The sequence below is a fragment of the Streptomyces sp. NPDC048643 genome (genome assembly GCF_040650615.1).
Classification (GTDB): domain Bacteria; phylum Actinomycetota; class Actinomycetes; order Streptomycetales; family Streptomycetaceae; genus Streptomyces.
Window position 1 is genome coordinate 1 of the sequence record NZ_JBEZHO010000087.1, and the last position, 19,268, is coordinate 19,268.

The following is a 19,268-nucleotide window of genomic DNA, read 5'->3' on the forward strand; positions in this document are numbered from 1 at the left end:
CGAACGGGCGGCACTCGCTGAGCTCGCGGCGGGGTGTGGACAGGAGTCCGTCACCTACGAGACGGCCCCGTAACTCACAGGGCATCAGATGCCGTATATCCCCCGCCGGGAGATACCCGACTACAAACCTGACTGGTGGTGGATCTGGATCATGCCTGGCCCTGCTGATGGGTCTCGCTGAATTTGGTTCTGACCGCAGTTCCGTGAAGGATCTTGGAGTCGGTCGACCCGGTCCAGTCCGTCCGGAGCCACCTGGTTGGATGACTGCATGACGGTTTGGTCGACGCTCACCGACGCGTGCGGTTCCGCGGAACACGTGCCTGGCCTTCTGGATCGGTTCGAGGCCGATCCGAGTGGTGTGTGGTCCGAGCTGATGGACCATCTATGTCCGCAGTTGGACATAGCCTTCCCGGCCAGCTATGCAGCTCTTCCACGGCTGGCCGAGATCGCGAGTGCCCGCAGCCCGGAGGATCTCACCTGGGTGCTGCTGGCAGCCGGAGCGATAGCTGCCTGTTCGCCTGGGCTGTCGGAGCCCGACAGCCCTCTGACGGTCTACTCGGCCCCGCTCGGGGTTCTGCACCGTCTCACCGATCGCCACCTGAGCCGGGCGGTCGAGGCCGAGGAGTACGTGAACCTGCTGCAGACCCTGCTCTCCTTCGAGGGCGTCGAGATCTGGGATCGCTGCCTGGACGGTCTGCCGACCGGGGAGTACGAGGTCGTCTGCCCGTACTGCGGCGTCAATATTTTCGTCGTGATCGGACCAGACGACTACTTCTGCTGCAGCGATGACTACGCGTTGCGAGAGGTGGAGAGGTCGCCCCTCCAACCGGTGCGAACCCAAGACTTGGACGGGCTGCCCCGGAGGCTGTTCGTGCGAGCGATGGCAGACGGACAGGGGAGCCTGGCCCACGGCATTCCGTACCTGTTCGGACGGGCCGCCTGCCCAAACTGCGGGACGGACCTCTCGGTGGCGGAGCGGGTGGTTGCCGGTTGGACTCCCTGACCAACCGGCTATGAACCGGCGAGGATTCGGGTTCGCAGTAGTCGGAAACCGGCCCGTCCATACATGGCCCTCTTGATCGTTTTCACCCGATTGACATGCCCCTCGACCTTGCCGGAGCTCCATTCGTAGGCGAGGCCAGCGGTGACGGCATCGAAGTCCTGGCGGAGGAACGTGGCGAACTTGGCGACCGGTGCAACATCGGAGTGTTCGGCCTGACAAATCCAGGCAGGCAGCGGCTGGCCTCGGCGGTTGCGGACCAAGTCCGTGAAGGCCCGGGCGAGGTCGCAGGCCCGAGCGATGTCCGAGCACGCGAGGCGGGCCTGGTCGAGGTGCTCGACCTCCTGGGTGCTGAGGCGCTCACGGTTGCGCATGATCCAGGAGGTGATCCGGCGCGGGCTCGGGATCTCCGCTGGTGCGGCCGGGGCCGTGCCGGCTTTCAGGTTCGCAGGTAGGGCGTGAGCGTCGAGTAGCCGCCGCGGAATCCGCGCTCGCGGATCTGCTGGAACAGCGTGCGGCCGTTGGTGATGCCTGCGGCGTACTGCTGCTGGAGGAAGGGCTTGAAGGCGTGCAACTTCTCGGGGCGGCGGTCGCGGGCGCTGTCGAGGAGGTGGTCGAGGCTGGTGTCGCGGTAGCGGCGGACCGTCTTGCGGTCGAGACCGAGGCGGCGTGCGATGTCACTGAGCGGGTGGCCGACCGCGACCATGCGCTTGACCTCGGCGTGATGATGGAGAACTCGGTGCACGATGCGCGTGGGCGGCAAGGCGTCCACGAGCGGCATCCGGATGAGGCGGTCGCCTCCCCGTTCCGCGTGCTTCTTCAGGCACGGTCGGTGCTGATGGCAGGTCTTCTCGACCGCGTCGGAGAGGTTCTGGAGCAGGTGCCAGCGGTCCGCGATCTCCAGGGCGTCCGGCGCGGCTTCCTTGATCGCTTTCGTATAGGAGCTGGCTCGGTCGCGGCAGATGATCTCCGCTCCGGGGTGGGCGGTCAGCCAGGCGGCGAAGTCTCCGAGGTGCGGTCGGGCAGGACGTCGACCACCCGACCTCCCTCGACGTCGCCGTACCGACGCCCGCGGCGGAAGGCGAACCCGTCCACCCCGAGGACCCGTGGTGCCCACTCCGGCTGTGGCGGCTCCTCCAGCAGCCCCACCAGGCGGGTCCGGCCCGCCGCCAGCTTCAGCTTGCGGCACAGCCGCTCGCCGGGCCGGCCGCCGAGCTCGACGGCCACCGTCGTCAGCCACACCTTCAGCCCGAGGCTAGAGCGGCGGTGGCGTTGCCTCTCCCGGTGGCCTCGCTCGGCACAGACGACAGCGTCCGCCTGATGCGGCAGATCACGAAGTTCCGGGCCCAGCAGCTGAGGGTCGTCTCGCACCCCCACGCCCGCTATCTCTACGACTTGGTCCGGCACTACAACGGCGCAGTTCCCCGTACTCTCACCTACCGGCCGGCGGCAAGCGAACTCGCCAGGATCGACGAATCATTCAACGCCTCAAGCCAGGGGGAGGCACTGCAACGACGCGACGATCTGGCTCCCGAGACGCACCAGCCCATGAACGGCGTGTCGACTCCAGTCTCTGCCCAGGGCAAGGTCACTTCCTGGGTCAGTCCTGGCGCCGGAATCCTCTGGGTCTCAGCTGCCAGTACACACGACCTCGGTCAAGCGGGTACGCCACGCGCCTACAGAGAGCGCGACATATCTTCCGAAACCTGGTTCTCCCCAATTCAGCACCCTCGGCTCCTCAGCGATGACGTCCATCCGGCACCCTTCAGAGTCGGCGACGTGATCAGCACATCGTCCGTACCTGCCTGGGGCGACTCCGGCGGCCACGTTGGTGTCGTCTGGACCACCGGGAACACGTCGAAGGTTTCCCTCTATCAGGGAAGCCGACTGCTTGGTGAGAGCGCTGACGAACAGTTCGTCAACGCAGACGATCTGTCACCAGCGCCGCTGCCGTACAAGGTCGTGGTCGAAGGAAATCGCGACCAGGCCAACCGGCCGTACTCCACGCGCACCCTCACCGAATGGGCGTTCAACTCCAGCTCCACGAACTCCGAAGCCCGCAGCCCCCTGCCTCTGATTCAGCTGGACTACGCGGTAGCCACAGACCTCTCCGGCAAGGCCGACCGACGAACCCCGCTGGGCATCACGCCGTCACAGTTCGAGGGTGCGACAGGAGCGGGCGCCATTCACACCGTGCGTCTGGACGTTTCCTACGACGACAGCGCCACCTGGCACACGTCAAGCCTGCGCCAGTCACATACAACATGGAAGGCATCGCTTGACGCGCCCTCCAAGGCCAAATTCGTCAGCCTGCGCACGTCTGCACGGGACGTCCACGGCAACAGAGTCAGCCAGACCCTGATCCGCGCCTTCGGCATCAGGTAGGAACAGCACCCCTGCACAGTGGAGCCCTTGTCCGCGCTCACGCGGACAAGGGCTCCACTGTGTTCGGCGACGCCCGACACGCTTCAGGGTCAGCTCAGCCACCGCGCGGGCACCTTCGAACTCCACTACAGAATGGGCCTCGGATAACCACACGGAGACGACAACGCCCGTGCGCATCCAAGCAACGTGAACAGAGCCTAGACCGCAACGTCGCACGCCACAGCCCAGTTCGCCTGGCCTATCAGAAATCCACAGGCCGACTATGAACAGTCCGGAAGCGCAGCCTGGTCCGTGCGTGCCTGACGGCGCCGGTGACACCACGGCGGGGCGGCCCGGCGCATGGCCCGGCCGCCCCGCCGCGTGCATGACGGGCGGGTGCCTCCGGGATCCGTGGCGGAGGCACTCCGTTTACGTGTGGTCAGTGCTGGTGGTGACCGTGGTGGCTGCGGCCCCAGGATGCTTCGTCGATGAGGCGGCCGTGGTCGTTGCGCAGGGTAGCGGTGTCGGAGCGGTTGTCCCACACGTAGTTGCGGCGGTCCTGGTAGACGTCGCGGCGGGTGTCGAGGCCGATGCCGGTGTGGACGCGGACGGTGGCGCGGCCGGCGAGGCGGTAGTGGTCGAAAGTGTAGGTTCGGCCGTCCTCGTCCGCGAGGGTCCAGCCGTCCAGGTTCACGCTGTGACGGGAGTAGTTGGTGATCTCCACCCACTCGGCGTTCAGCGAGCGGTTGGAGCGGTTATCCCAGCCCGGCGAGTCGTACTGGACGCTGGTGATCTCCACCGACTGGCGGTGCGGGCGGTGGTCAGCGGCGGAGGCGGGCACGGCGATCGCCGCCGTGATCGCCGCGGTGGTCAGCGCAGCGGCGGTCAGACGGCGAGCGGTCGTGGATACGGTCACAGGTTTCCCCCTGCATCGTGCGGCACAGGTCCAACAGGCCCTGCGAGCGGTTGGTTTGTGCGGTGTGCGGGTGGCGGCCGGCCGGCCGCGCATTCACACCCTGCCCGCCCAGATGACTCAATGTGAATACGGCTCGGGACACGTTGCCTGATGCCCACACCACCGTGACACTCGCCTGCAATGTCCATCTATGTCATGAAGGGTCGCGCGAACCAAGCGACAGGGAGTCGACCTTTGGGAGGACTGGGCGCAGCACCCGGTCGGTCGGCCCTGCGCCTCGACAGAACGCCCGTCTGTCACCCGAAAGTGAGTAACAGGGCCACGGTGAAGAGGCGGAAGCCGACGGCCACCAGTGTCGATGAGAGGCGGCGTATCCGGCTGACCGTTGCGTCGTTGACGAAGACAGCACGCAGGCAACTTCCCCCGGTCCGCCGCGCAGTCCTTGAGGGCCCCTTCCCGTGCGCGCACCAACGGGAGCGGGCCCCCAACCCATTCCCTGGCGTCGGCGCAAGCTCAAGCGGCGCTGGTTTCGGCAGTGCGTTGCTCTCTCCCCCGCAGCGACCCCGTGGACCGGCAGACTTGTTGGGCTGCTGCGCCTCGACGAGGCGTGCTGAAAGGGAAGGCGGAACATCGGTGGCGGTGAGCGATGAGCGGATGCGACGGGTGTACGAGGACCGATGGGTCGTGAGCCGGGCATGGATCATCCATCACACAGGTGCGGCCGCATCCACGGTCCTGCACTGGTACACCGACCGGGACCGGTACCCGCACCACCTGCGCCACCCCGAGGTGGCCTGCACCGTGCAGCGCCGGAACTACTTCGACCAGCAGGCCGTGCAGGCTTTTTGGGCGGCCTGGCAGCGGGACGTCGGCACCGCGCATCCGGGGAAAGGCCGAGGCCCGGGAGACGGCCAGGGAACACGCGGAGGCGGCCCCGGCCGCGAGCAACGCGACCGCGCCGTGGGAGTAGTGCTGGAGGTACTACGCCGAGAAGGCGCCCTGCGGTGCGGGTTCGCCGCCGAACTGGCACGCGAACACGGAGGGGTCGCGCGCAGCTGGCGACGGGTAGTCAACGAAGCCCTGACGGTATTCGAGAACGAGCAGCAGACGCAGCGCGGAGAAGGGACACCCTCAGGGCTCCCGTATGACCGCCCCGCTCCGGGGGCACCGGCTTCTGTCAGCCGCGAGTGCGAAGGGCCGCTGCCCGACGCGCGATACCCACCAGGCGGCCCGGGACCTTCCTACCGCTACTCGGCCCCCTTCTGCCTCCTCCTTGACGACCAGGCCGGACGGCAGAAGGCGTTGATGGTCTCGAGGACCTCCACCGGGGCGCCGGCCGCCCGCGAGGCCGCGTCGAGGATGACGTGCAGCCGGAAAGACGCCCGCTGGTGGTGGTCTCCGCCAGGTGACGCGCGCCTGTCTGGTCGGCGGGGCAAGGGCCTTCTCGATCCGCTCCTCAGCCTCCTTGACGGTCGGCTTGTCCGCGGACTTGCCTCCAGTTCGCGCCATCGTCACCACCTGGCAGGGCGACCCGCAACCCAGCCATGGCAACGAGTACGCATGGGAAGTCTTGCCAAGTGTTGCCCGCCGCCAGACAGTTTTGTGTCATGAAGCGGGACAGACTCCGCTATGCCCGGGCGAGTTCGCGCACTGTTGCCATGTCGCTGAAGGGAAGGAGTTCTTCACCGACGATCTGGTGCGGCTCGCTGCCCTTTCCGGCGATCAGGACGATGTCGTCCCGGCCTGCTGCGGACAAGGCGAAGGCGATCGCGTGACGGCGGTCCGCACACCGTTCGAACGGTGTGCCGGTTGCCATGAGACCTGGGGTGATCTGGTCCAGGATCGCCTCGGCGTCTTCGTTGCGGGGGTTGTCGGAGGTGAGGACACACAGGTCGGAGTGGGTCCCGGCGATCTCGCCCATCTCGGCCCGCTTGGTGGTGTCACGGTCCCCGCCACAACCGAAGACGGTGATGACACGGCCGGGAGCGAAGCCCCGGATGGTGGTCAGAACCTTGTCCAGGGAGTCCGGTGAGTGGGCGTAGTCCACGATCACCGATGTCCCGCGCGGGGTCTGAAAGCGTTCGAACCTGCCCGGGACCGGGGGCATCCGGTCGAGCGCGGCGACCAGACCGCCCAGGTCGTGCCCCAGGGCGTGGCAGGCCGCCACGGTGGCCAGCGCGTTGGCCACCGAGTACCGGCCCGGTATGGGAATCGCCGCCGGATACTTGCGGCCGTCGTGGTGCAGGGTGAACCGCGTGCCGGAAGCATCCACGGCGAGGTCGGTGGCCCGGTAGTCCGCCTCCTCGGCGTCGAGGCCGTAGGTGGTGACCGCGCCGGGCATCATCGCCTGGATCCGGGCGCCCACCGGGTCGTCGGCGTTGACCACCGCGCGTCGGCACAAGCCTTGGAACAGGCGAAGTTTGGCGTCCCGGTAGTTCTTCATCGTTCCATGATCGTCCAGGTGATCCTGCGTCAGATTGGTGAAGACCCCGACGTCGATGAACGCGCAGTCCACCCGGTGCGTCAGCAGGGCCATCGACGTGGCCTCCAGCACCACGCTGCCGGCCCCGCGGTCGCGCATGCAGCCAAGCAGGTACTGCAAGTCCGGCGACTCAGGCGTGGTCAGTACCGACCGCGGCATCAAGATCGGCTCGTCGCCGATCCGACTGCCGGCCGTCCCGATGACCCCCACCGTCGCGCCCTCGGAGAGCCGCAACACCGACTCGACCATGTACGACACCGATGTCTTCCCGTTGGTACCGGTGATCGCCACCATGTCCATCTGCCGCCCCGGCTCGCCAAAATAGCGGGAGGCGACGACCGCGGCTGCCGTCCGGGTGTCCGGCACCCGCACGGCGCACACACCCGCCGCCACCATCGGGAGACGGGGTGCCGCGCCGTCGACGAGTACCGCCGCCGCGCCGCGTGCGAGGGCCGGTCCGACAGAGCCGGGACCGCCTTCGCGGTGCCCGGGCACCGCGATGAACAGCGAGCCCGGCGTTACCCGGTCGGCGTCGAAGGTCGTTCCCGCGGTGATCCATGTCGTCTCCGGGTCGCCCTGGAGAATGTGGTGGTCCTGTCCGGCCAGCAGCTCGCTCAGCTTCACGATGATTCCTTCGAAGGTGGCTCGGCCCGGTCGCGCGGCCGTCGCCAGGCGGCAGCACTGGCAGAGCGCCGGAGCTGCGGTGATGACGTGGATTAATAGGCGGGAACATGCCCGATGAGAGCCGGATGCGACGGCTCAGCCCTGCAGGGGACGTCCTACGGTGTTCTTGGAAGTGCAGCGAGCCGGGTTCAGGGGCTGTGAGGATCGCTAGCCGTGGCCGTGCAACGCGCTGCGGCCGGTCTGCGGCGCCTGGACGTCGGCTGCGGTCGCCAAGCCGACGGCCGCCGGACCCGAAGTGGCCGGACAGAGCGTACCGGTGGCCTGCTGCAGGCACTCCCTCACGGCACGTGTGCGACCCATAGGCCGAGTGTACGTTCACTTAGGCGGCTTGAAACCCGCCTCTGAGGCACCGTCGGTTCAGTGGCCCACGTTGACGGTGAGTGATCGTTGTAGACGGTTCCCTTTCGGCTCGGCGGGTGTAGGAAGATCCCGGCATGAACAACTGCGGCAGTCACCAGACCGTGCAATTAACCCTGTTACGCACAGCCTGTGACAGCTACGGCCTCCTGGGCTGCTACGCCTACTCGCCCCCGGACCGACACGGACGAGCAGCAGCCCGGATGTTTGCACCGTCGATCGGCGTCCCCGAGGACATCGCCAACAGCACGCCCTGCCTGGCAGCGCACGCTGCCGGATTCGGCACACACCGCCTCACTGTCGACATGGGTGATCACCTCGGCAGCCCGTCCACCATCACAGCGACCGCCCACCGCGACCGCACTGGACACCGGATCCGAGTCGGCGGCCAGGCAACGATCGTGCGCACGGTCAGGCGAGGAGGCCTGCGCGCTCAAGGCGACAGTGCCGGTCCGCAGCAGGTCAAACAAGTCCTGTGAGAGCCCGGCCAGTCTGGCGCCAGTTGTGGCAGGGGCTCAGGGTTAATGGCCGATCACGTGGTACTGGTGCGACTCGCACCTGCTTGTCGGCTCCTCTTCGTTCAAGTCCGGGACGCGGCCTTTCCGGAAACCAGTCATCGACTCGACCGGCTCTGGCTCGTCCTCGCCCGCCGACGCTCACCTGAGACCAATCCGGTCGCAGCCACGACCGGTTGAGCCGTCCGAATTCGACGCCGTCCCCGTCGACTCGCTGACCCAGGCGCGCTGGCCATGGATCTGAGCATGCTTCCAATCGCGATGCTTGGGGGCCCGCACCCTCGGAATGCTCAATCCCACTCATCCTTGTCACGTCGACGACCCCAGGCACTGAGTGCTGGAAATTCAGCCGCTCCGCGGGGACGTCCGAGCGATCGCGGCGGAACCACCCCCGCAGTCCGAAGGTGTTTCGTGTGCCCGCAGCCTCACACAAGTGCCGTTCCCGGGCATTGCCAGAACCCGCTAGAGACTGAGCCGCAACCTGCTGGTGCTGTGCATCGCCCGCTCTCCCAACCACGCCGGTCGTTACGCCGCGGGGAGGCGTGCTTTCACGGCTCAGGTGCCTCGCACGGCATGGCCGTCCCGCCTCAGCCTCATCTCCCCTGCCCACCGGCGCCATTGGAGCCGGCTGCTGCGGTCCCTTCAACATCGCATCAAACGCAGCGCGCGTACAAGCGATACTGCGGGTGCAAGAGACCCGACAGCAGGTCGCCTCACCGGGTGACCGCGGCGATCCGGCGGAGCTGACCCACGTGTGGGAGGCAACTTGAAGAGTTGCGGCCAGTCGCCGCCTTCCCCGAGTCGGGCAGCCATGAGACTCACAGTTGGCTGGCTCGAGCAGTCTGCGAAAGCCTGCAAGTGTAGGCGTCGTCCGAATCACCGACACTCCGCTCGAGGACCAGCCGGTTCTACTGCCGAGCGAAGTGCAGCGACCAGACCACCTGGTCGTGCTTGAGATCGAGAGTGTGCGAGTAGACGCCCCTCGTCGCCCGCGAACCACATCGCCGGCATCAACAGCACGATCCGGTTCCACATCACACCGATAGTCAGTCATCGGACAGCCATATCCGATCAACTGACGGCCTGGAACGTCCCTGCCGCGGCAAACGCGTTGGTGATCGGCGTGATGAGCGAGGCGAAGCGGCGGGCACCCGCGGTGCCGATCGGCGCCCATAGCGCGGCGCAGTGCTCGTCCGTCTCCGCTTCGATGCGCTCGCGTGCCGCACTGCCGGCGTCTGTGACAACGCCGTGGGAGTCGAGCCAGCCACGCGCGACGAGACGTGTCGTCGCCGCCCTCCACTCCTCGTCATCCCACTGACGGGTCGCTCGCGCGAGAGGTGCCGGGAGGCGGCCTGTCGCGGTGTGCAGAACAAGGCAATCACATGGCCCGAGGCCGTTGTCGGCGAGTACGACAAGATGGGCGTCGCCGCGCCACTCGCGCGCCACCGTGATCTGCTGCCACAGTGCGACAAGAGGATCGGATGGAAGCGCGACCGAGGCGTTCGCGGCGGCGAGCACCTTGCCGGCGTAGTCCGCACCGGCGATGACCGGGTCGATCAGCGAGCGTCCCTCGGCGAGGTGGTCGTCCGCGAGATGTACGTTGACACGCCGCATCGCCCGTCCGGCGGCCAGGAAGCGGGCGGCCTGCCACCGCTCGGGCGACGCGGCGTCCCATACGCCTGCCATGGCCCTCACTGCCCTCGGGCTGAAGTTGTAGAAGGCCGCGAGCGTGACGCGCCAGGGGACCGCGCCCATCGCGGCCGACCGGAAGGCCAGATATGCCGGCCCGCGGTCCGTCACGCCGAGCCCGGCCGCCTCCTCGGCACTCTCGGGGACAAGGTAGATGAACAGGTGGGCGGCGCTGACGGCGCCACTGACGTCACGGACGGCGTTGAGGTCTATCGGACCGTCGCCGGTGCGGGCTCCGTCGGGAAGGGCGTCGAGGTGTATCACGGTGGGGTCTCCGGGAGTTGGACGGCGCTGTCAGGCGGACGTTTCGGCAGTGGCGATCAACACGGCGCGTCCGAGGGTGTGACCGGCCATGGTGAAGCCGAGGACGGCCGGTGTGGCGTCGGCCGGAACGCCTGTGGCGGGGATGTCGAGGGCGTGCACCACGATGAAGTAGCGGTGCTGGCCGTGTCCGGCTGGCGGGGCGGCGCCGATGTAGTGGGGCACGCGCGCATCGTTGGGCAACTGGTAGGCACCCTTTGGCAGTTGCGAGCCGGTGTCATCGCCGGCGCCCTCGGAGAGCTCGGTGACGGTGGCGGGGATGTCGGCGACCGCCCAGTGCCAGAACCCGGACCCCGTGGGGGCGTCGGGGTCGTAGACGGTGACGGCATAGCTCCTGGTGCCGTCCGGGGCACCACTCCAGGACAGCTGCGGCGATATGTCCTTCCCGCCCGGCAGTCCGGAGGAGCACTGCTCGGGCGGCCACGCGGCGCCGTCGGTGACGGTAGTGCTGGTGACGGTGAACGAAGCCGCCTGAGGGAGGCAGGCAAAGGGGTCGTTGTCAGGCACAGCGGTTGTCCTTTCCGGACGAGAACGACTTCATCGACTGCTGAATCGACAGTAACATGAATAATCGATTATCCGGGGGATCGTCTAGGATGGGAGCATGACTCAGACGGCGCACTCCTCGACCCCGCCGGGGAAGCAGATGCTTTCCGAGCAGGTCTACGCACACCTGCGGGACGCGATCATGCGCGGGGACCACTCCCCCGGCGCCCCCCTCAAGCCGCAAGATCTTGCCAGGGAACAGGGCGTGAGCCTGGCTGTGGTGCGCGAGGCGCTCGTGCGAGTGGTCGGCGAGGGGCTCGCCGACCGGCTGCCCAACCGTGGTTTCGCCGTCCCGTCCTTCTCCGACCGCCGCTGGCAGGAGATCGCAGAAGCCCGCCGGACCGTCGAACCGGTCGTACTGCGCATGTCCATCGAGCGCGGCGACGTCGACTGGGAAGCCCGCGTACGGGCCGCCCACCATCGCCTGGTGCGCACTCCGGCGTACGCGCCGGAGGAGGGCGACTACTACACCAGCGCTTGGGCCGAGGCTCATAGGGCCTTCCACCGCACGTTGCTGGAAGGGTGTGGCAACCGCGCACTGCTGGAGACCTTCGACCGGTTGTGGACCCAGAGTGAACTGGCCCGACGCTGGTCGGCGCACCGCAACCCCGACCGGGACGGCGCCAGGGAACACCGCAGGCTGGAGGAGGCGGTGCTGGCCCGCGACGCCGATACCGCAGCCGCGGTCCTGGTGCAGCACCTCACTTTGACCGCGGCTGCTCTGACCGACGATTCAGACCAGGCCCCCTAAGGGTTGTCCCGTAACGATCTTGGAGCCGGTCGCGGCAAGGCCGGTTGCGATGCTATTGCTGCACTTATCCGGCGAGGGCGAGGTTGTGTAGGCGCGCGATGCCGAGCATTGCGTGATGGACGCCGTCGCCTTTGAGTCGGCAGACACGCAGGATCTTCCAGGTCTTCATGCGGGCGAAGGTGTGCTCTACGCGGGCCCGAACTTGCTTGTGGGAGCGGTTGTGTTGCCGTTTCCAGTCGGGCAGCTCCTCGCTGGCCCGGCGGCGGTGCGGCATCACGAGTCCGGTGCCTGGATAGCCGCCGTCGGCGATCGTCATGGTCTTGCCGACAGCGGCCTTCGCCGCCGATTGCTCCCAGGCTCTGCAGTCGTTGCGGTTGCCTGGCAGCGGTCGGCCGACCACGACGACGCGACGGGTGTCGGCGTCGATGACCACTTGGTGGTTGGTGGAGTACCGGTAATTCTTGGACTGCTCTGCGACCTGGTGGTCGCGTGCGGGCACCAGAGTGCCGTCCACGATGAGGACGGCGTCCTTAGCGAAACGCTGTCTGGGCTGAAGCGCGAGCAGCGGGCCAAGATGACCGATGATCCGGTCGGCTGCGGACTTCGAGACGCCGAACAACTGAGCGAGTTGGCGCATCGTCAAGTTCGTTCGCCAGTATGCCGCCACGAGCAGCACCCGGTTCTCCAGTGTCAGGCCCCACGGCCGTCCCCGCCGTACCGCTTCCGCACCCTCGCGCCGCAGCGCGGTTACCAACCGTCCGAAACAACGCGGGCTCAGCCCGGTGAACGGGAATTCCAGGACGGCTCGGACGCCGTGATCACACCTGCCACGCCAAGATCATCACATCGTGACCACGTGGAACTGCGCGCGAAGCATTACTCGGAAAGACGAAGATCCCCAGCCCAGCTCCTGCAACGAACCCGGCCAGACGCGAAGGTGATCTCAAGTGCGATGCGGCCGGTCTTCGGCTCGAACTCTTCCCTCACCGCCAGGACGTCCTCTCCGAGGTAGACGGCGAACGGCGTCCGATCACCAACCGGAGCGACCTCGACGTGCCCCCAGCCGCCCATGTTGTAGCCCTCGTGCGGGCTCGAGGACTCCACGATCAGGCACCAGTCCGAGCCGGTCGTGACGTGCGTGGAACTGCCTTGGCTGTCGATCAACCACACATCCAGCGGATCTTCCGCTTCCTCATCTCCGCTCCGATGCCACGCGGCGAGGACCTTCTGCAGCCGCCGCCCGACCAGAACCTCAGGATGTGCGCCAGACCCATGCAACGGGCACTCATCTAACTTCTCGGACTCCACCCAACGACCGTACCGCTAGCCAACGACCCAGCTCACACGCTTAAACGGGACAGCCCTTAGCCTGGCTGCTCTGCCTGAACAACAACGAACTGGATGACGACGATGTCGAGCCCGCGCTTCCCGCCGGCCTCAACACTCTTCCGGACTCTCTCGCCGACCTGGCCGCCTTCCTACGCATCGACATCGACCTAATCGCCGCAGCATCCTCATCCTCCCCGCAGGCCAACTCCGACACCGTCAATGCCACGCACGAATCACCGGTGAACACACCGCATGAGACTGACAGGGAGGCTACGCCGGCACGCCTCATCCACGATCCCCGCGGTGCCGCTGGCCTGCGCCGACGGTTCCTCCTGCCCCACCCGGGAGCTGCCCCCCTCGAGCCTGGCCGCACCGTTAACCAACTCCGAGCCGCCAGGTGCGTTGCTACCACCGAGCGTCTCACTCGCGAGGCACGGGAAGGAGCCGAACGGGAGCACGCAGAACGTCAGGCAGCGCATGCTGCACAGCAGCGACGGCTGGTCTCAATCCAGCGCGATCCCAAGGCCGCGGGGAACCGCATCAACGAGATGATCGCGCACCAGCATGGCCGCAACTACCCCGCAGCGGTGCAGCTACTGGCAGACTTGTCCGTGCTCGCGGACCGCCAGGGCACGAGCGAAGCCTTTACCAAGCGCTACCACGCGCTACGCAGCCAGCACCCCACTAAGAGGGCCTTGCATCGCCTGCTGGACGCCGCGGACCTGTGAGCACTGTCATGCACCTGCAGGGTATTCGTGGCAGTCGGCCAGCAGAGGCGGCCGCCTGGACGAGTCCGGCCGCTCCGCCCGCGCGGACCACAGGCCGCTTCCCCCGACTGCTGACGCTTCGAACGTCGTCGAAAGGACGGGGGCTCCCCCTGGGAGGCACTTACGTTGAGCCAAAGGCAGCGATGACGGACAGCCGGAGGTTACTCATGCGCAGACTTCGATCATTTCGCCTGATTTGTGGATTAGTTTCACTTCTCCTCGCTGGGGTTGTAGCGGCGGGCGCTACGGCTTCCGCCGCGCCGCAGGACTCGGTGACCCAGTTGCACGGAGTGCAACTCTCGGCCGAACAGATGGCCTCCGCCATGGCCGTCCCCGCATCTCGCGCGGATTTCGCGCTGAAGAAGGGCGGCCCCCAGAGTGACCCGGACCCCAATTTCAGCGAGTGGCAAACGGTTGACGGTACGCCAGAATGCGCGGCGGGCTACGCATGCATGAGGATCAAGGCCGGCAACGGGTGGCTCGACATGTGGTACTACAACTACGGCGTGTACAAGCTTCAAGACTGGATCGGCCCCGGGTGGCTCAACCAGCGGCAGACCGGCGGAGCAACACTCCGACTGCTCAACGCATCCGGTGGCGTCATCGGCTGCTACGAGAGTGGTGTGCTCGGGGCCGTCTCTCACCCCAACTGGACGCCGGTCTACTACATCCAGCTTTCCCCACAGGGCTGCTGATCGTCGGCTGGACCACGTGCACCGCGGTGCCGTCCTTGCGCTCCGTGCCGCCCGGCTAACCAAGCCAGTCGCGTGGGAGGGCTGTGTGATCAGGGCCCCGCCGCCAGAACAGGCGAGGCGCTGGCCACACCTGGAGCCGTCGGCGAGGCGCTCGGGGCGGCCTACCGAAGCAGTCCTTGCGTTTGAGCTGCCGTGTCTGGCTGAGGCCTCGCGCCTCCCGGTTCAATCCATCGTCGTCGGAGTCGTCGTCCAGGGAGGGGCGTGCTGTTCGACGGGGCGGAACATTCCGACGGATGCGGTGGGCCTGAACTTTCCGTGACCGGTGGCGTGCGTGGGGCCCGGCGGGTGGACCACCGGGCCCCACGGATCCGGTCCCGAATCGCTGACCCGGTACCGGAGTTTGCGGGCCGGTAGTCGCCGGCCGCTCAGTTCGGCCCGCCTCACCGCCGCCGCGGTAAGGCGGACTTCGGAGGCGGTCGGCGAAAACGCTTGAACTCGCAGCGGCGACGCATCGGCCTGGGGCCCAGCATCCCCATCGCTCTGTCCCAGCATGGCGTCGGCGCGCAGCAGAGTGTCCGGGTGACGTCCGGACTGATCGATATTGATCACGGAGCGTCCGTGAAGTTCTCGATTCTGGCGAGGCCCTGAGCACAAGGGGGCGGCACACTTCCTCCACGGCCTGCGCGGCCTAGGCTCGCGGAGCAGGTCCCCAGTCCCCGGCTCTGCCCAATGAACGGCGTGGGCTGCAGAATGCCTTTCCTGCCTGACCGGCCGCGCGGTTCGCGATCGAGGAACGCTGGGAGCACATGATGGGACACCTTGCCCGCCAGACCGCCTTGCCGCAGGCTCATGACCCGCGTCCTCAAGGAGGCTGGGACAAGTCCTGGTACCAGGTCCACACGGACACCTTCGAGGCATCCTTCCTACCCAACGGAGTCAAGGACCTGGACGCGATGTGCAACGCCGATGTCCTCGTACACCTCCCCGACGGTTCCCAGTGGAGCGCGACGGTCTTCACGGTCGCCGAGATCGAACGCCTCATGGCGAGCTGGGCAGGTAGCGGCGAGGCTCTCGGCGGCGCCTACTTCTGGGTCCCAGACGGCCTGATCGTCCGCGACTCCGGCATCGACAACATCACCCAGGTGATCGCCGGCCTCATCGAGACGGACACGTTTGCCGATATTTTTCAACGACTCAACCATGAGTGACCCCGCCCCTGACCGCGGCTATCGAACAGGACAGCACGCACGCTCCCCCAGGTGGGGTGGAAGGATCCCCGCGATGCCGGATGAACCAAGACCTGGCTCCGGTCGCGGCGCCCGCGGATGGCTGGCTGGACGCGACCACGCCGAGGCGCGAAGGAGCGAAGCGCGGGTGTTCTCGGTGCACGTGCCAGTGAACCGCCATCCCGAATCGCCGAACGGGATGGCGGAGCATCAGCTGCTGGCGACGATCGAGGGCGTTGAGAGGCAGGGGTGTCACTGGAGAGCGTGAGCTCGTACGGCGGTGTCATCCCCGCCTATACGACGCTTCTGGAGGCGACGTGTGCGGAGGCTTCAGCGATCGGCAGACCGTAGGGGGCCTGTGTGCGGACGGTAGTTTCGACAGAGCTCGGCGAAACTACCGCCTGGTCCTGCCGGAGCTGACCGCAGCGACAGGGCGTCGCCTCCGCCAGGGCGGGAGGTGACGTGACGCTCGCATGATCGGCCGCCGGTCGATCAGGGTTGGAATGACTCGCCGATGCGTTGCCACCCGTGGCGAGCGTTCTCACCCGTGCGCCGTGGGGTCTCCCGTCGCCTTGAAAGCCAAGCCCCTCGTGTGTACCTGTGGGGCACCCGGCGCATTGCCCGTCCGGCGCCGGGCTTCGCCCTTGGCCCGTCACCGCTCGCCAGGGTGGGCTCCTGTTCAGTTGCGGTTCTCGCCGCCTTGGCGGATCTGGCCGGCGTGGTCAGTGATGGCGGCGACGCGGACTGCAAGGCCGGGGTGGTGGTCCTTGAGGTCGCTGTGCGCATCCGCGAGAGGAGGAATGAGGTTGGCCGCGTCGTTGTCGGCGAGGGCCTCGGCAAGTCGGGCCAGGTACGTGCGGGACCTGGCAGGAAGGCCGGTCAGCGCGGTGATCTGGCCGGCGAGCTGGCGCAGTTCGGCGGCGTTGTCCCGGGCCCAGGTGGCGATGGTGCGGTCGGCGGCCCGGCTGTTGCGGGTGGCTTGCACGCGCTGTTCGCCGGTGGTGCCCGGCGTTCCGGGGCGTACACGCAGGTAACGCCGTTCGGCGGCTTGGCGGCTGGCGACACCCAGGGGATGGGCGAGGTCCGCCCAACTTGAGCCGACCGCCCGGGCGGCCTCGATGAGTCCCGGTTCCCATCCCGCGAGTTCCTCGCGCAGCTCACGCAGCAGCAGGAGTGCGGCCAGTGCCTGGTCGGCGCTGGCAGGTCCGGCCTGGGGGTGCGTTTCGGTCTGCCCGTCTCGGGCGGTGCGAACGGCCTCGCTGATCGTGTCCAGTGCTGCTGCAGCGGCGAGGAACGAAGTGGGGTCATGCGGCTCAGGGGCGGCAGTCATGAAGATCCTCTCTGGTGTCACCCTTTCGATGACACCATCACTTGTCATCGTTTGGATGACATGTTAGAACAGTGTCAGACCAAGCGCATTGGCAGTTCCTGCCAGACCTGTGGAGGTGTTTTCGCGATGTTGATGCGCACTGACCCGTTCCGCGAACTCGACCGTCTCGCCCAGCAGCTCACGGGTGAAACCGGCACCTGGACGAGGCCCTCGACCATGCCGATGGACGCCTATCGTGAGGGCGAGGAGTACGTGATCGCCCTCGACCTGCCCGGTGTCGCGAAGGACGCGATCGACATCGACGTCGAGCGGAACATGCTCACCGTCAAGGCCGAGCGCCGCCCCGTGGCCAAGGCCGACGACGTCCAGATGGAACTCTCCGAGCGGCCGCTGGGCGTGTTCTCCCGCCAGCTGGTCCTCGCCGACACCCTCGACACCGAGCGCATCACGGCCGGCTACGACGCGGGGGTGCTGACCCTGCGGATCCCGATCGCCGAGCGCGCCAAGCCCCGCAAGATCGCGATCGGCGGCACGTCCGAGCGCACGCAGATCAGCGGCTGATCAGCCGGCTCCCTGCCAAAACCGAAGGCGGAGGACGGGCAGCCGCCTCCTCGAAGCCCGTCCTCCGCCCTATGTCCTCCCTGCAACCACGCAAAGGGACAGTGGTGGCCATGCGATGGGAAGCATTCCTCGACCACGTGCAGGAACGCGGTCAGTACGCAACGCCTCAGGAAGCCGAACAGGCCGCGCGAACTGTGCTGGCGCTGCTGGGCGCGCATCTGGTGGGTGAGGTCCGGACCGAATTGGCCGCTCGGCTCCCGGAGACGTTCGCCTTGATCCTGCTCAACCCGCTCCAGTCCGCCGAACCGCTGCCGCCAGAGCGATTCGTCCGGGCGACCGCTGCCTGGATCGAGGGAGCAAGCGAACAGACCGCAGCCTGGGACGTCAGCGCCGTACTGAGCGTGGCCGCGGACGCGGCGGGAGAGGAACTCACCGCCCGTATCCTGCTCCAGCTCCCCCCGGGCTACGACCTCCTCTTCGGCCATCCCGAGCGCGCCTGAACCCGCAGCACGCTCGAGTCACAGCGCACCGGCCCAGCACTCACCGCGGCCGGCTCTTCCTACCGGCGAGAACCGCCCTCGCACGAGAAAGGCACACTTCCGATGCTTCAGCTGCGTCAACCGGACTCTGCCCGGACCGGCATGACGTTTCACCAGATGCTGGAAAGAGTCCGCTACGACGGCGCGTATCCCACCCGTGAACGGGCCGAGGTCATCACGCGCGCCGTGCTGGAGGCCCCGGGCCGACACCTCGCCGGAGACGAACGCGCCGGCCTCGCCGCTTGCCTCCCCGACGAGGCCGCCACTGCCTTGACCAGCCAGATGCCCGAATCTCAACCGCTCACCGGCTGGGGCTTCGTCAAAGACCTCGCCTCCCGCACAGGTGTCACTCCTGCGGTGGCCCGCTGGGACGCCGGAGCCGTCCTCGCCGTCATCGGCCACTTCGCCGGCCCCGGTCTCCTGGACCGTATCCTCCTCCGGCTCCCGTCCGGATACGCCCTTCTGTTCGGTCGGGCCGAACTCGTCCAAGCAGCCTGACCCCGGGCCCGCCCGAGCAGCACAGATCCCGGCAGCCAACAGGCTGCCGGGATCAAGGGTGCTGGGTGCCTACTTGGGCCGGACGGCGTCCTTGGCCTTCTCCTTGGCCTCACGCAGGTCACCCTGCGACTCCGTGGCCTGACCCTCGGCCTTCAGGGACTCGTTGCCGACGGCACCGCCGACGACCTTCTTGACCTTGCCCTCGACCTGCTCGCCCTTGGCCTGAGCCTTCTCGTCCGCAGCCACAACCACTCACCCCTGTCTCACTCGGAAACTCAAGTACGCCATCCGTGTCACCACGCATTGCCTCCTCAAACCAGTCCGAGACCGCCACGCTTTCGCCGCCTCGGACCCTCCAGAACAACAGGAGACCAGCAGGAATGAAGATCAGACCGGCGGGCACACGGTGGTCCGGAGGTTGATAACTATGGTTCCTATTCTTCTTGTTCTTCTGCTCGCCCTGATCCTCTTCGGTGCCGGTTTCGCACTGAAGGCACTGTGGTGGATCGCCGTCATCGTGCTGATCGTGTGGGTCCTCGGCTTCGTGATCCGCCCGACAGCCAGCGGCGGCAAGCGTGGCCGCTGGTACCGCTGGTAGACAGCCGCAACGACAGCGCGACATGGGTGGGGCCCGACGCCAGCGTCGGGCATCCGGAAGCGGACGATGGGCTTGCGGCCCTCGGCCTCGTAGGCGGCCT

22 protein-coding genes and 2 pseudogenes are annotated in these 19,268 nt (G+C 67.3%); 11 read left to right on the forward strand and 13 right to left on the reverse strand.

Going from position 1 to position 19,268, the window contains the following annotated elements; all coding sequences use genetic code 11:
- Positions 1-268 precede the first annotated feature (268 nt).
- Positions 269-1,003, forward strand: coding sequence for a hypothetical protein (locus AB0C62_RS41095; RefSeq protein ID WP_362982265.1), 735 nt, complete (start codon positions 269-271; stop codon positions 1,001-1,003).
- An 8-nt stretch (positions 1,004-1,011) separates the two neighbouring features.
- Here AB0C62_RS41095 and AB0C62_RS41100 read toward each other — a convergent pair whose 3' ends face one another.
- The 4 genes and pseudogenes from AB0C62_RS41100 to AB0C62_RS41115 form a co-directional block, all read right to left on the reverse strand.
- The gene (locus AB0C62_RS41100; RefSeq protein WP_362982267.1) at positions 1,012-1,374 is read right to left on the reverse strand and encodes a transposase; all 363 of its coding nucleotides are present in this window, start codon (positions 1,372-1,374) and stop codon (positions 1,012-1,014) included.
- A 65-nt stretch (positions 1,375-1,439) separates the two neighbouring features.
- A complete protein-coding gene (locus AB0C62_RS41105; RefSeq protein WP_362982302.1) occupies positions 1,440-1,772 on the reverse strand; it encodes a helix-turn-helix domain-containing protein in 333 nt (110 codons plus the stop codon).
- 45 nt (positions 1,773-1,817) lie between these two features.
- Positions 1,818-1,991: pseudogene (locus tag AB0C62_RS41110) on the reverse strand (transposase); the annotation flags it as partial.
- Complete coding sequence (locus tag AB0C62_RS41115) at positions 1,988-2,227, reverse strand: hypothetical protein (protein WP_362982304.1); 240 nt, start codon at positions 2,225-2,227, stop codon at positions 1,988-1,990. The pseudogene AB0C62_RS41110 and the gene AB0C62_RS41115, both read right to left, overlap by 4 nt.
- 57 nt (positions 2,228-2,284) lie before the next feature.
- Between AB0C62_RS41115 and AB0C62_RS41120 the strand changes: the two genes are divergently transcribed.
- Positions 2,285-3,385 carry a hypothetical protein gene (locus AB0C62_RS41120; protein ID WP_362982268.1) on the forward strand — a complete coding sequence of 367 codons (1,101 nt, stop codon included), beginning with the start codon at positions 2,285-2,287 and terminating at the stop codon, positions 3,383-3,385.
- Between the two features lie 418 nt (positions 3,386-3,803).
- Here the strand turns inward: AB0C62_RS41120 and AB0C62_RS41125 are convergent, their stop codons facing one another.
- The 3 genes from AB0C62_RS41125 to AB0C62_RS41135 all read right to left on the reverse strand — a co-directional run bounded on the left by AB0C62_RS41125 (position 3,804) and on the right by AB0C62_RS41135 (position 7,746).
- A complete protein-coding gene (locus tag AB0C62_RS41125) occupies positions 3,804-4,280 on the reverse strand; it encodes a lamin tail domain-containing protein (RefSeq protein WP_362982270.1) in 477 nt (158 codons plus the stop codon).
- 1,627 nt (positions 4,281-5,907) lie between these two features.
- Positions 5,908-7,386, reverse strand: coding sequence for a UDP-N-acetylmuramoyl-L-alanyl-D-glutamate--2,6-diaminopimelate ligase (locus AB0C62_RS41130; protein ID WP_362982272.1), 1,479 nt, complete (start codon positions 7,384-7,386; stop codon positions 5,908-5,910).
- A gap of 207 nt (positions 7,387-7,593) precedes the next feature.
- Positions 7,594-7,746, reverse strand: coding sequence for a hypothetical protein (locus AB0C62_RS41135; protein WP_362982274.1), 153 nt, complete (start codon positions 7,744-7,746; stop codon positions 7,594-7,596).
- A gap of 134 nt (positions 7,747-7,880) precedes the next feature.
- Between AB0C62_RS41135 and AB0C62_RS41140 the strand changes: the two genes are divergently transcribed.
- Positions 7,881-8,282, forward strand: a complete 402-nt coding sequence (locus AB0C62_RS41140) for a PhzF family phenazine biosynthesis protein (protein WP_362982276.1) — start codon at positions 7,881-7,883, stop codon at positions 8,280-8,282.
- A 1,107-nt stretch (positions 8,283-9,389) separates the two neighbouring features.
- Here AB0C62_RS41140 and AB0C62_RS41145 read toward each other — a convergent pair.
- Both AB0C62_RS41145 and AB0C62_RS41150 read right to left on the reverse strand, forming a co-directional pair.
- Positions 9,390-10,268 carry a hypothetical protein gene (locus AB0C62_RS41145; protein ID WP_362982300.1) on the reverse strand — a complete coding sequence of 293 codons (879 nt, stop codon included), beginning with the start codon at positions 10,266-10,268 and terminating at the stop codon, positions 9,390-9,392.
- A gap of 33 nt (positions 10,269-10,301) precedes the next feature.
- Positions 10,302-10,835, reverse strand: coding sequence for a YbhB/YbcL family Raf kinase inhibitor-like protein (locus AB0C62_RS41150; RefSeq protein WP_362982278.1), 534 nt, complete (start codon positions 10,833-10,835; stop codon positions 10,302-10,304).
- A 97-nt stretch (positions 10,836-10,932) separates the two neighbouring features.
- Here AB0C62_RS41150 and AB0C62_RS41155 point away from each other — a divergent pair, with 97 nt between their 5' ends.
- The gene (locus AB0C62_RS41155; protein WP_362982280.1) at positions 10,933-11,625 is read left to right on the forward strand and encodes a GntR family transcriptional regulator; all 693 of its coding nucleotides are present in this window, start codon (positions 10,933-10,935) and stop codon (positions 11,623-11,625) included.
- A gap of 64 nt (positions 11,626-11,689) precedes the next feature.
- On the opposite strand, the pseudogene AB0C62_RS41160 reads toward AB0C62_RS41155, so the two are convergent.
- Together AB0C62_RS41160 and AB0C62_RS41165 are read right to left on the reverse strand one after the other, a co-directional pair.
- A pseudogene (locus AB0C62_RS41160) lies at positions 11,690-12,456 on the reverse strand (transposase).
- Between the two features lie 45 nt (positions 12,457-12,501).
- The gene (locus AB0C62_RS41165; RefSeq protein ID WP_362982282.1) at positions 12,502-12,933 is read right to left on the reverse strand and encodes a hypothetical protein; all 432 of its coding nucleotides are present in this window, start codon (positions 12,931-12,933) and stop codon (positions 12,502-12,504) included.
- 569 nt (positions 12,934-13,502) lie between these two features.
- Here AB0C62_RS41165 and AB0C62_RS41170 point away from each other — a divergent pair.
- The 3 genes from AB0C62_RS41170 to AB0C62_RS41180 all read left to right on the forward strand — a co-directional run bounded on the left by AB0C62_RS41170 (position 13,503) and on the right by AB0C62_RS41180 (position 15,624).
- On the forward strand, positions 13,503-13,682 hold the full coding sequence (locus AB0C62_RS41170; RefSeq protein ID WP_362982284.1) for a hypothetical protein: 180 nt from the start codon (positions 13,503-13,505) through the stop codon (positions 13,680-13,682).
- A gap of 311 nt (positions 13,683-13,993) precedes the next feature.
- On the forward strand, positions 13,994-14,416 hold the full coding sequence (locus AB0C62_RS41175) for a hypothetical protein (protein ID WP_362982286.1): 423 nt from the start codon (positions 13,994-13,996) through the stop codon (positions 14,414-14,416).
- Positions 14,417-15,222: 806 nt separating this feature from the next.
- Entirely contained in the window at positions 15,223-15,624 is a 402-nt protein-coding gene (locus tag AB0C62_RS41180) for a hypothetical protein (RefSeq protein WP_362982288.1), read from the forward strand.
- 697 nt (positions 15,625-16,321) lie between these two features.
- Here the strand turns inward: AB0C62_RS41180 and AB0C62_RS41185 are convergent.
- Positions 16,322-16,972 (reverse strand): type III effector protein, encoded by a 651-nt coding sequence (locus AB0C62_RS41185; RefSeq protein WP_362982290.1) that lies wholly within the window; start codon positions 16,970-16,972, stop codon positions 16,322-16,324.
- A 126-nt stretch (positions 16,973-17,098) separates the two neighbouring features.
- Here AB0C62_RS41185 and AB0C62_RS41190 point away from each other — a divergent pair, with 126 nt between their 5' ends.
- From AB0C62_RS41190 to AB0C62_RS41200, 3 genes are all read left to right on the forward strand, one after another.
- The gene (locus tag AB0C62_RS41190) at positions 17,099-17,533 is read left to right on the forward strand and encodes an Hsp20/alpha crystallin family protein (RefSeq protein WP_362982292.1); all 435 of its coding nucleotides are present in this window, start codon (positions 17,099-17,101) and stop codon (positions 17,531-17,533) included.
- A gap of 104 nt (positions 17,534-17,637) precedes the next feature.
- Complete coding sequence (locus AB0C62_RS41195; protein ID WP_362982294.1) at positions 17,638-18,033, forward strand: DUF2267 domain-containing protein; 396 nt, start codon at positions 17,638-17,640, stop codon at positions 18,031-18,033.
- 102 nt (positions 18,034-18,135) lie between these two features.
- Positions 18,136-18,570 (forward strand): DUF2267 domain-containing protein, encoded by a 435-nt coding sequence (locus AB0C62_RS41200; RefSeq protein ID WP_362982296.1) that lies wholly within the window; start codon positions 18,136-18,138, stop codon positions 18,568-18,570.
- A 69-nt stretch (positions 18,571-18,639) separates the two neighbouring features.
- Here the strand turns inward: AB0C62_RS41200 and AB0C62_RS41205 are convergent, their stop codons facing one another.
- Positions 18,640-18,816, reverse strand: a complete 177-nt coding sequence (locus AB0C62_RS41205) for a CsbD family protein (protein WP_362982298.1) — start codon at positions 18,814-18,816, stop codon at positions 18,640-18,642.
- A gap of 181 nt (positions 18,817-18,997) precedes the next feature.
- Here AB0C62_RS41205 and AB0C62_RS41210 point away from each other — a divergent pair, with 181 nt between their 5' ends.
- On the forward strand, positions 18,998-19,168 hold the full coding sequence (locus AB0C62_RS41210) for a hydrophobic protein (RefSeq protein ID WP_067385923.1): 171 nt from the start codon (positions 18,998-19,000) through the stop codon (positions 19,166-19,168).
- The last annotated feature ends 100 nt before the right edge of the window (positions 19,169-19,268 follow it).

Excerpts from the sequence above, each read along its gene's own strand:
- AB0C62_RS41210 (WP_067385923.1), top strand. The coding sequence starts at position 18,998 with ATGGTTCCTATTCTTCTTGTTCTTCTGCTCGCCCTGATCCTCTTCGGT.
- AB0C62_RS41155 (WP_362982280.1), top strand. The coding sequence starts at position 10,933 with ATGACTCAGACGGCGCACTCCTCGACCCCGCCGGGGAAGCAGATGCTT.
- AB0C62_RS41170 (WP_362982284.1), top strand. The coding sequence starts at position 13,503 with ATGATCGCGCACCAGCATGGCCGCAACTACCCCGCAGCGGTGCAGCTA.
- AB0C62_RS41135 (WP_362982274.1), bottom strand. The coding sequence starts at position 7,746 with ATGGGTCGCACACGTGCCGTGAGGGAGTGCCTGCAGCAGGCCACCGGT.
- AB0C62_RS41200 (WP_362982296.1), top strand. The coding sequence starts at position 18,136 with ATGCTTCAGCTGCGTCAACCGGACTCTGCCCGGACCGGCATGACGTTT.
- AB0C62_RS41185 (WP_362982290.1), bottom strand. The coding sequence starts at position 16,972 with ATGACTGCCGCCCCTGAGCCGCATGACCCCACTTCGTTCCTCGCCGCT.
- AB0C62_RS41140 (WP_362982276.1), top strand. The coding sequence starts at position 7,881 with ATGAACAACTGCGGCAGTCACCAGACCGTGCAATTAACCCTGTTACGC.
- AB0C62_RS41100 (WP_362982267.1), bottom strand. The coding sequence starts at position 1,374 with ATGCGCAACCGTGAGCGCCTCAGCACCCAGGAGGTCGAGCACCTCGAC.
- AB0C62_RS41180 (WP_362982288.1), top strand. The coding sequence starts at position 15,223 with ATGATGGGACACCTTGCCCGCCAGACCGCCTTGCCGCAGGCTCATGAC.
- AB0C62_RS41095 (WP_362982265.1), top strand. The coding sequence starts at position 269 with ATGACGGTTTGGTCGACGCTCACCGACGCGTGCGGTTCCGCGGAACAC.
- AB0C62_RS41190 (WP_362982292.1), top strand. The coding sequence starts at position 17,099 with ATGTTGATGCGCACTGACCCGTTCCGCGAACTCGACCGTCTCGCCCAG.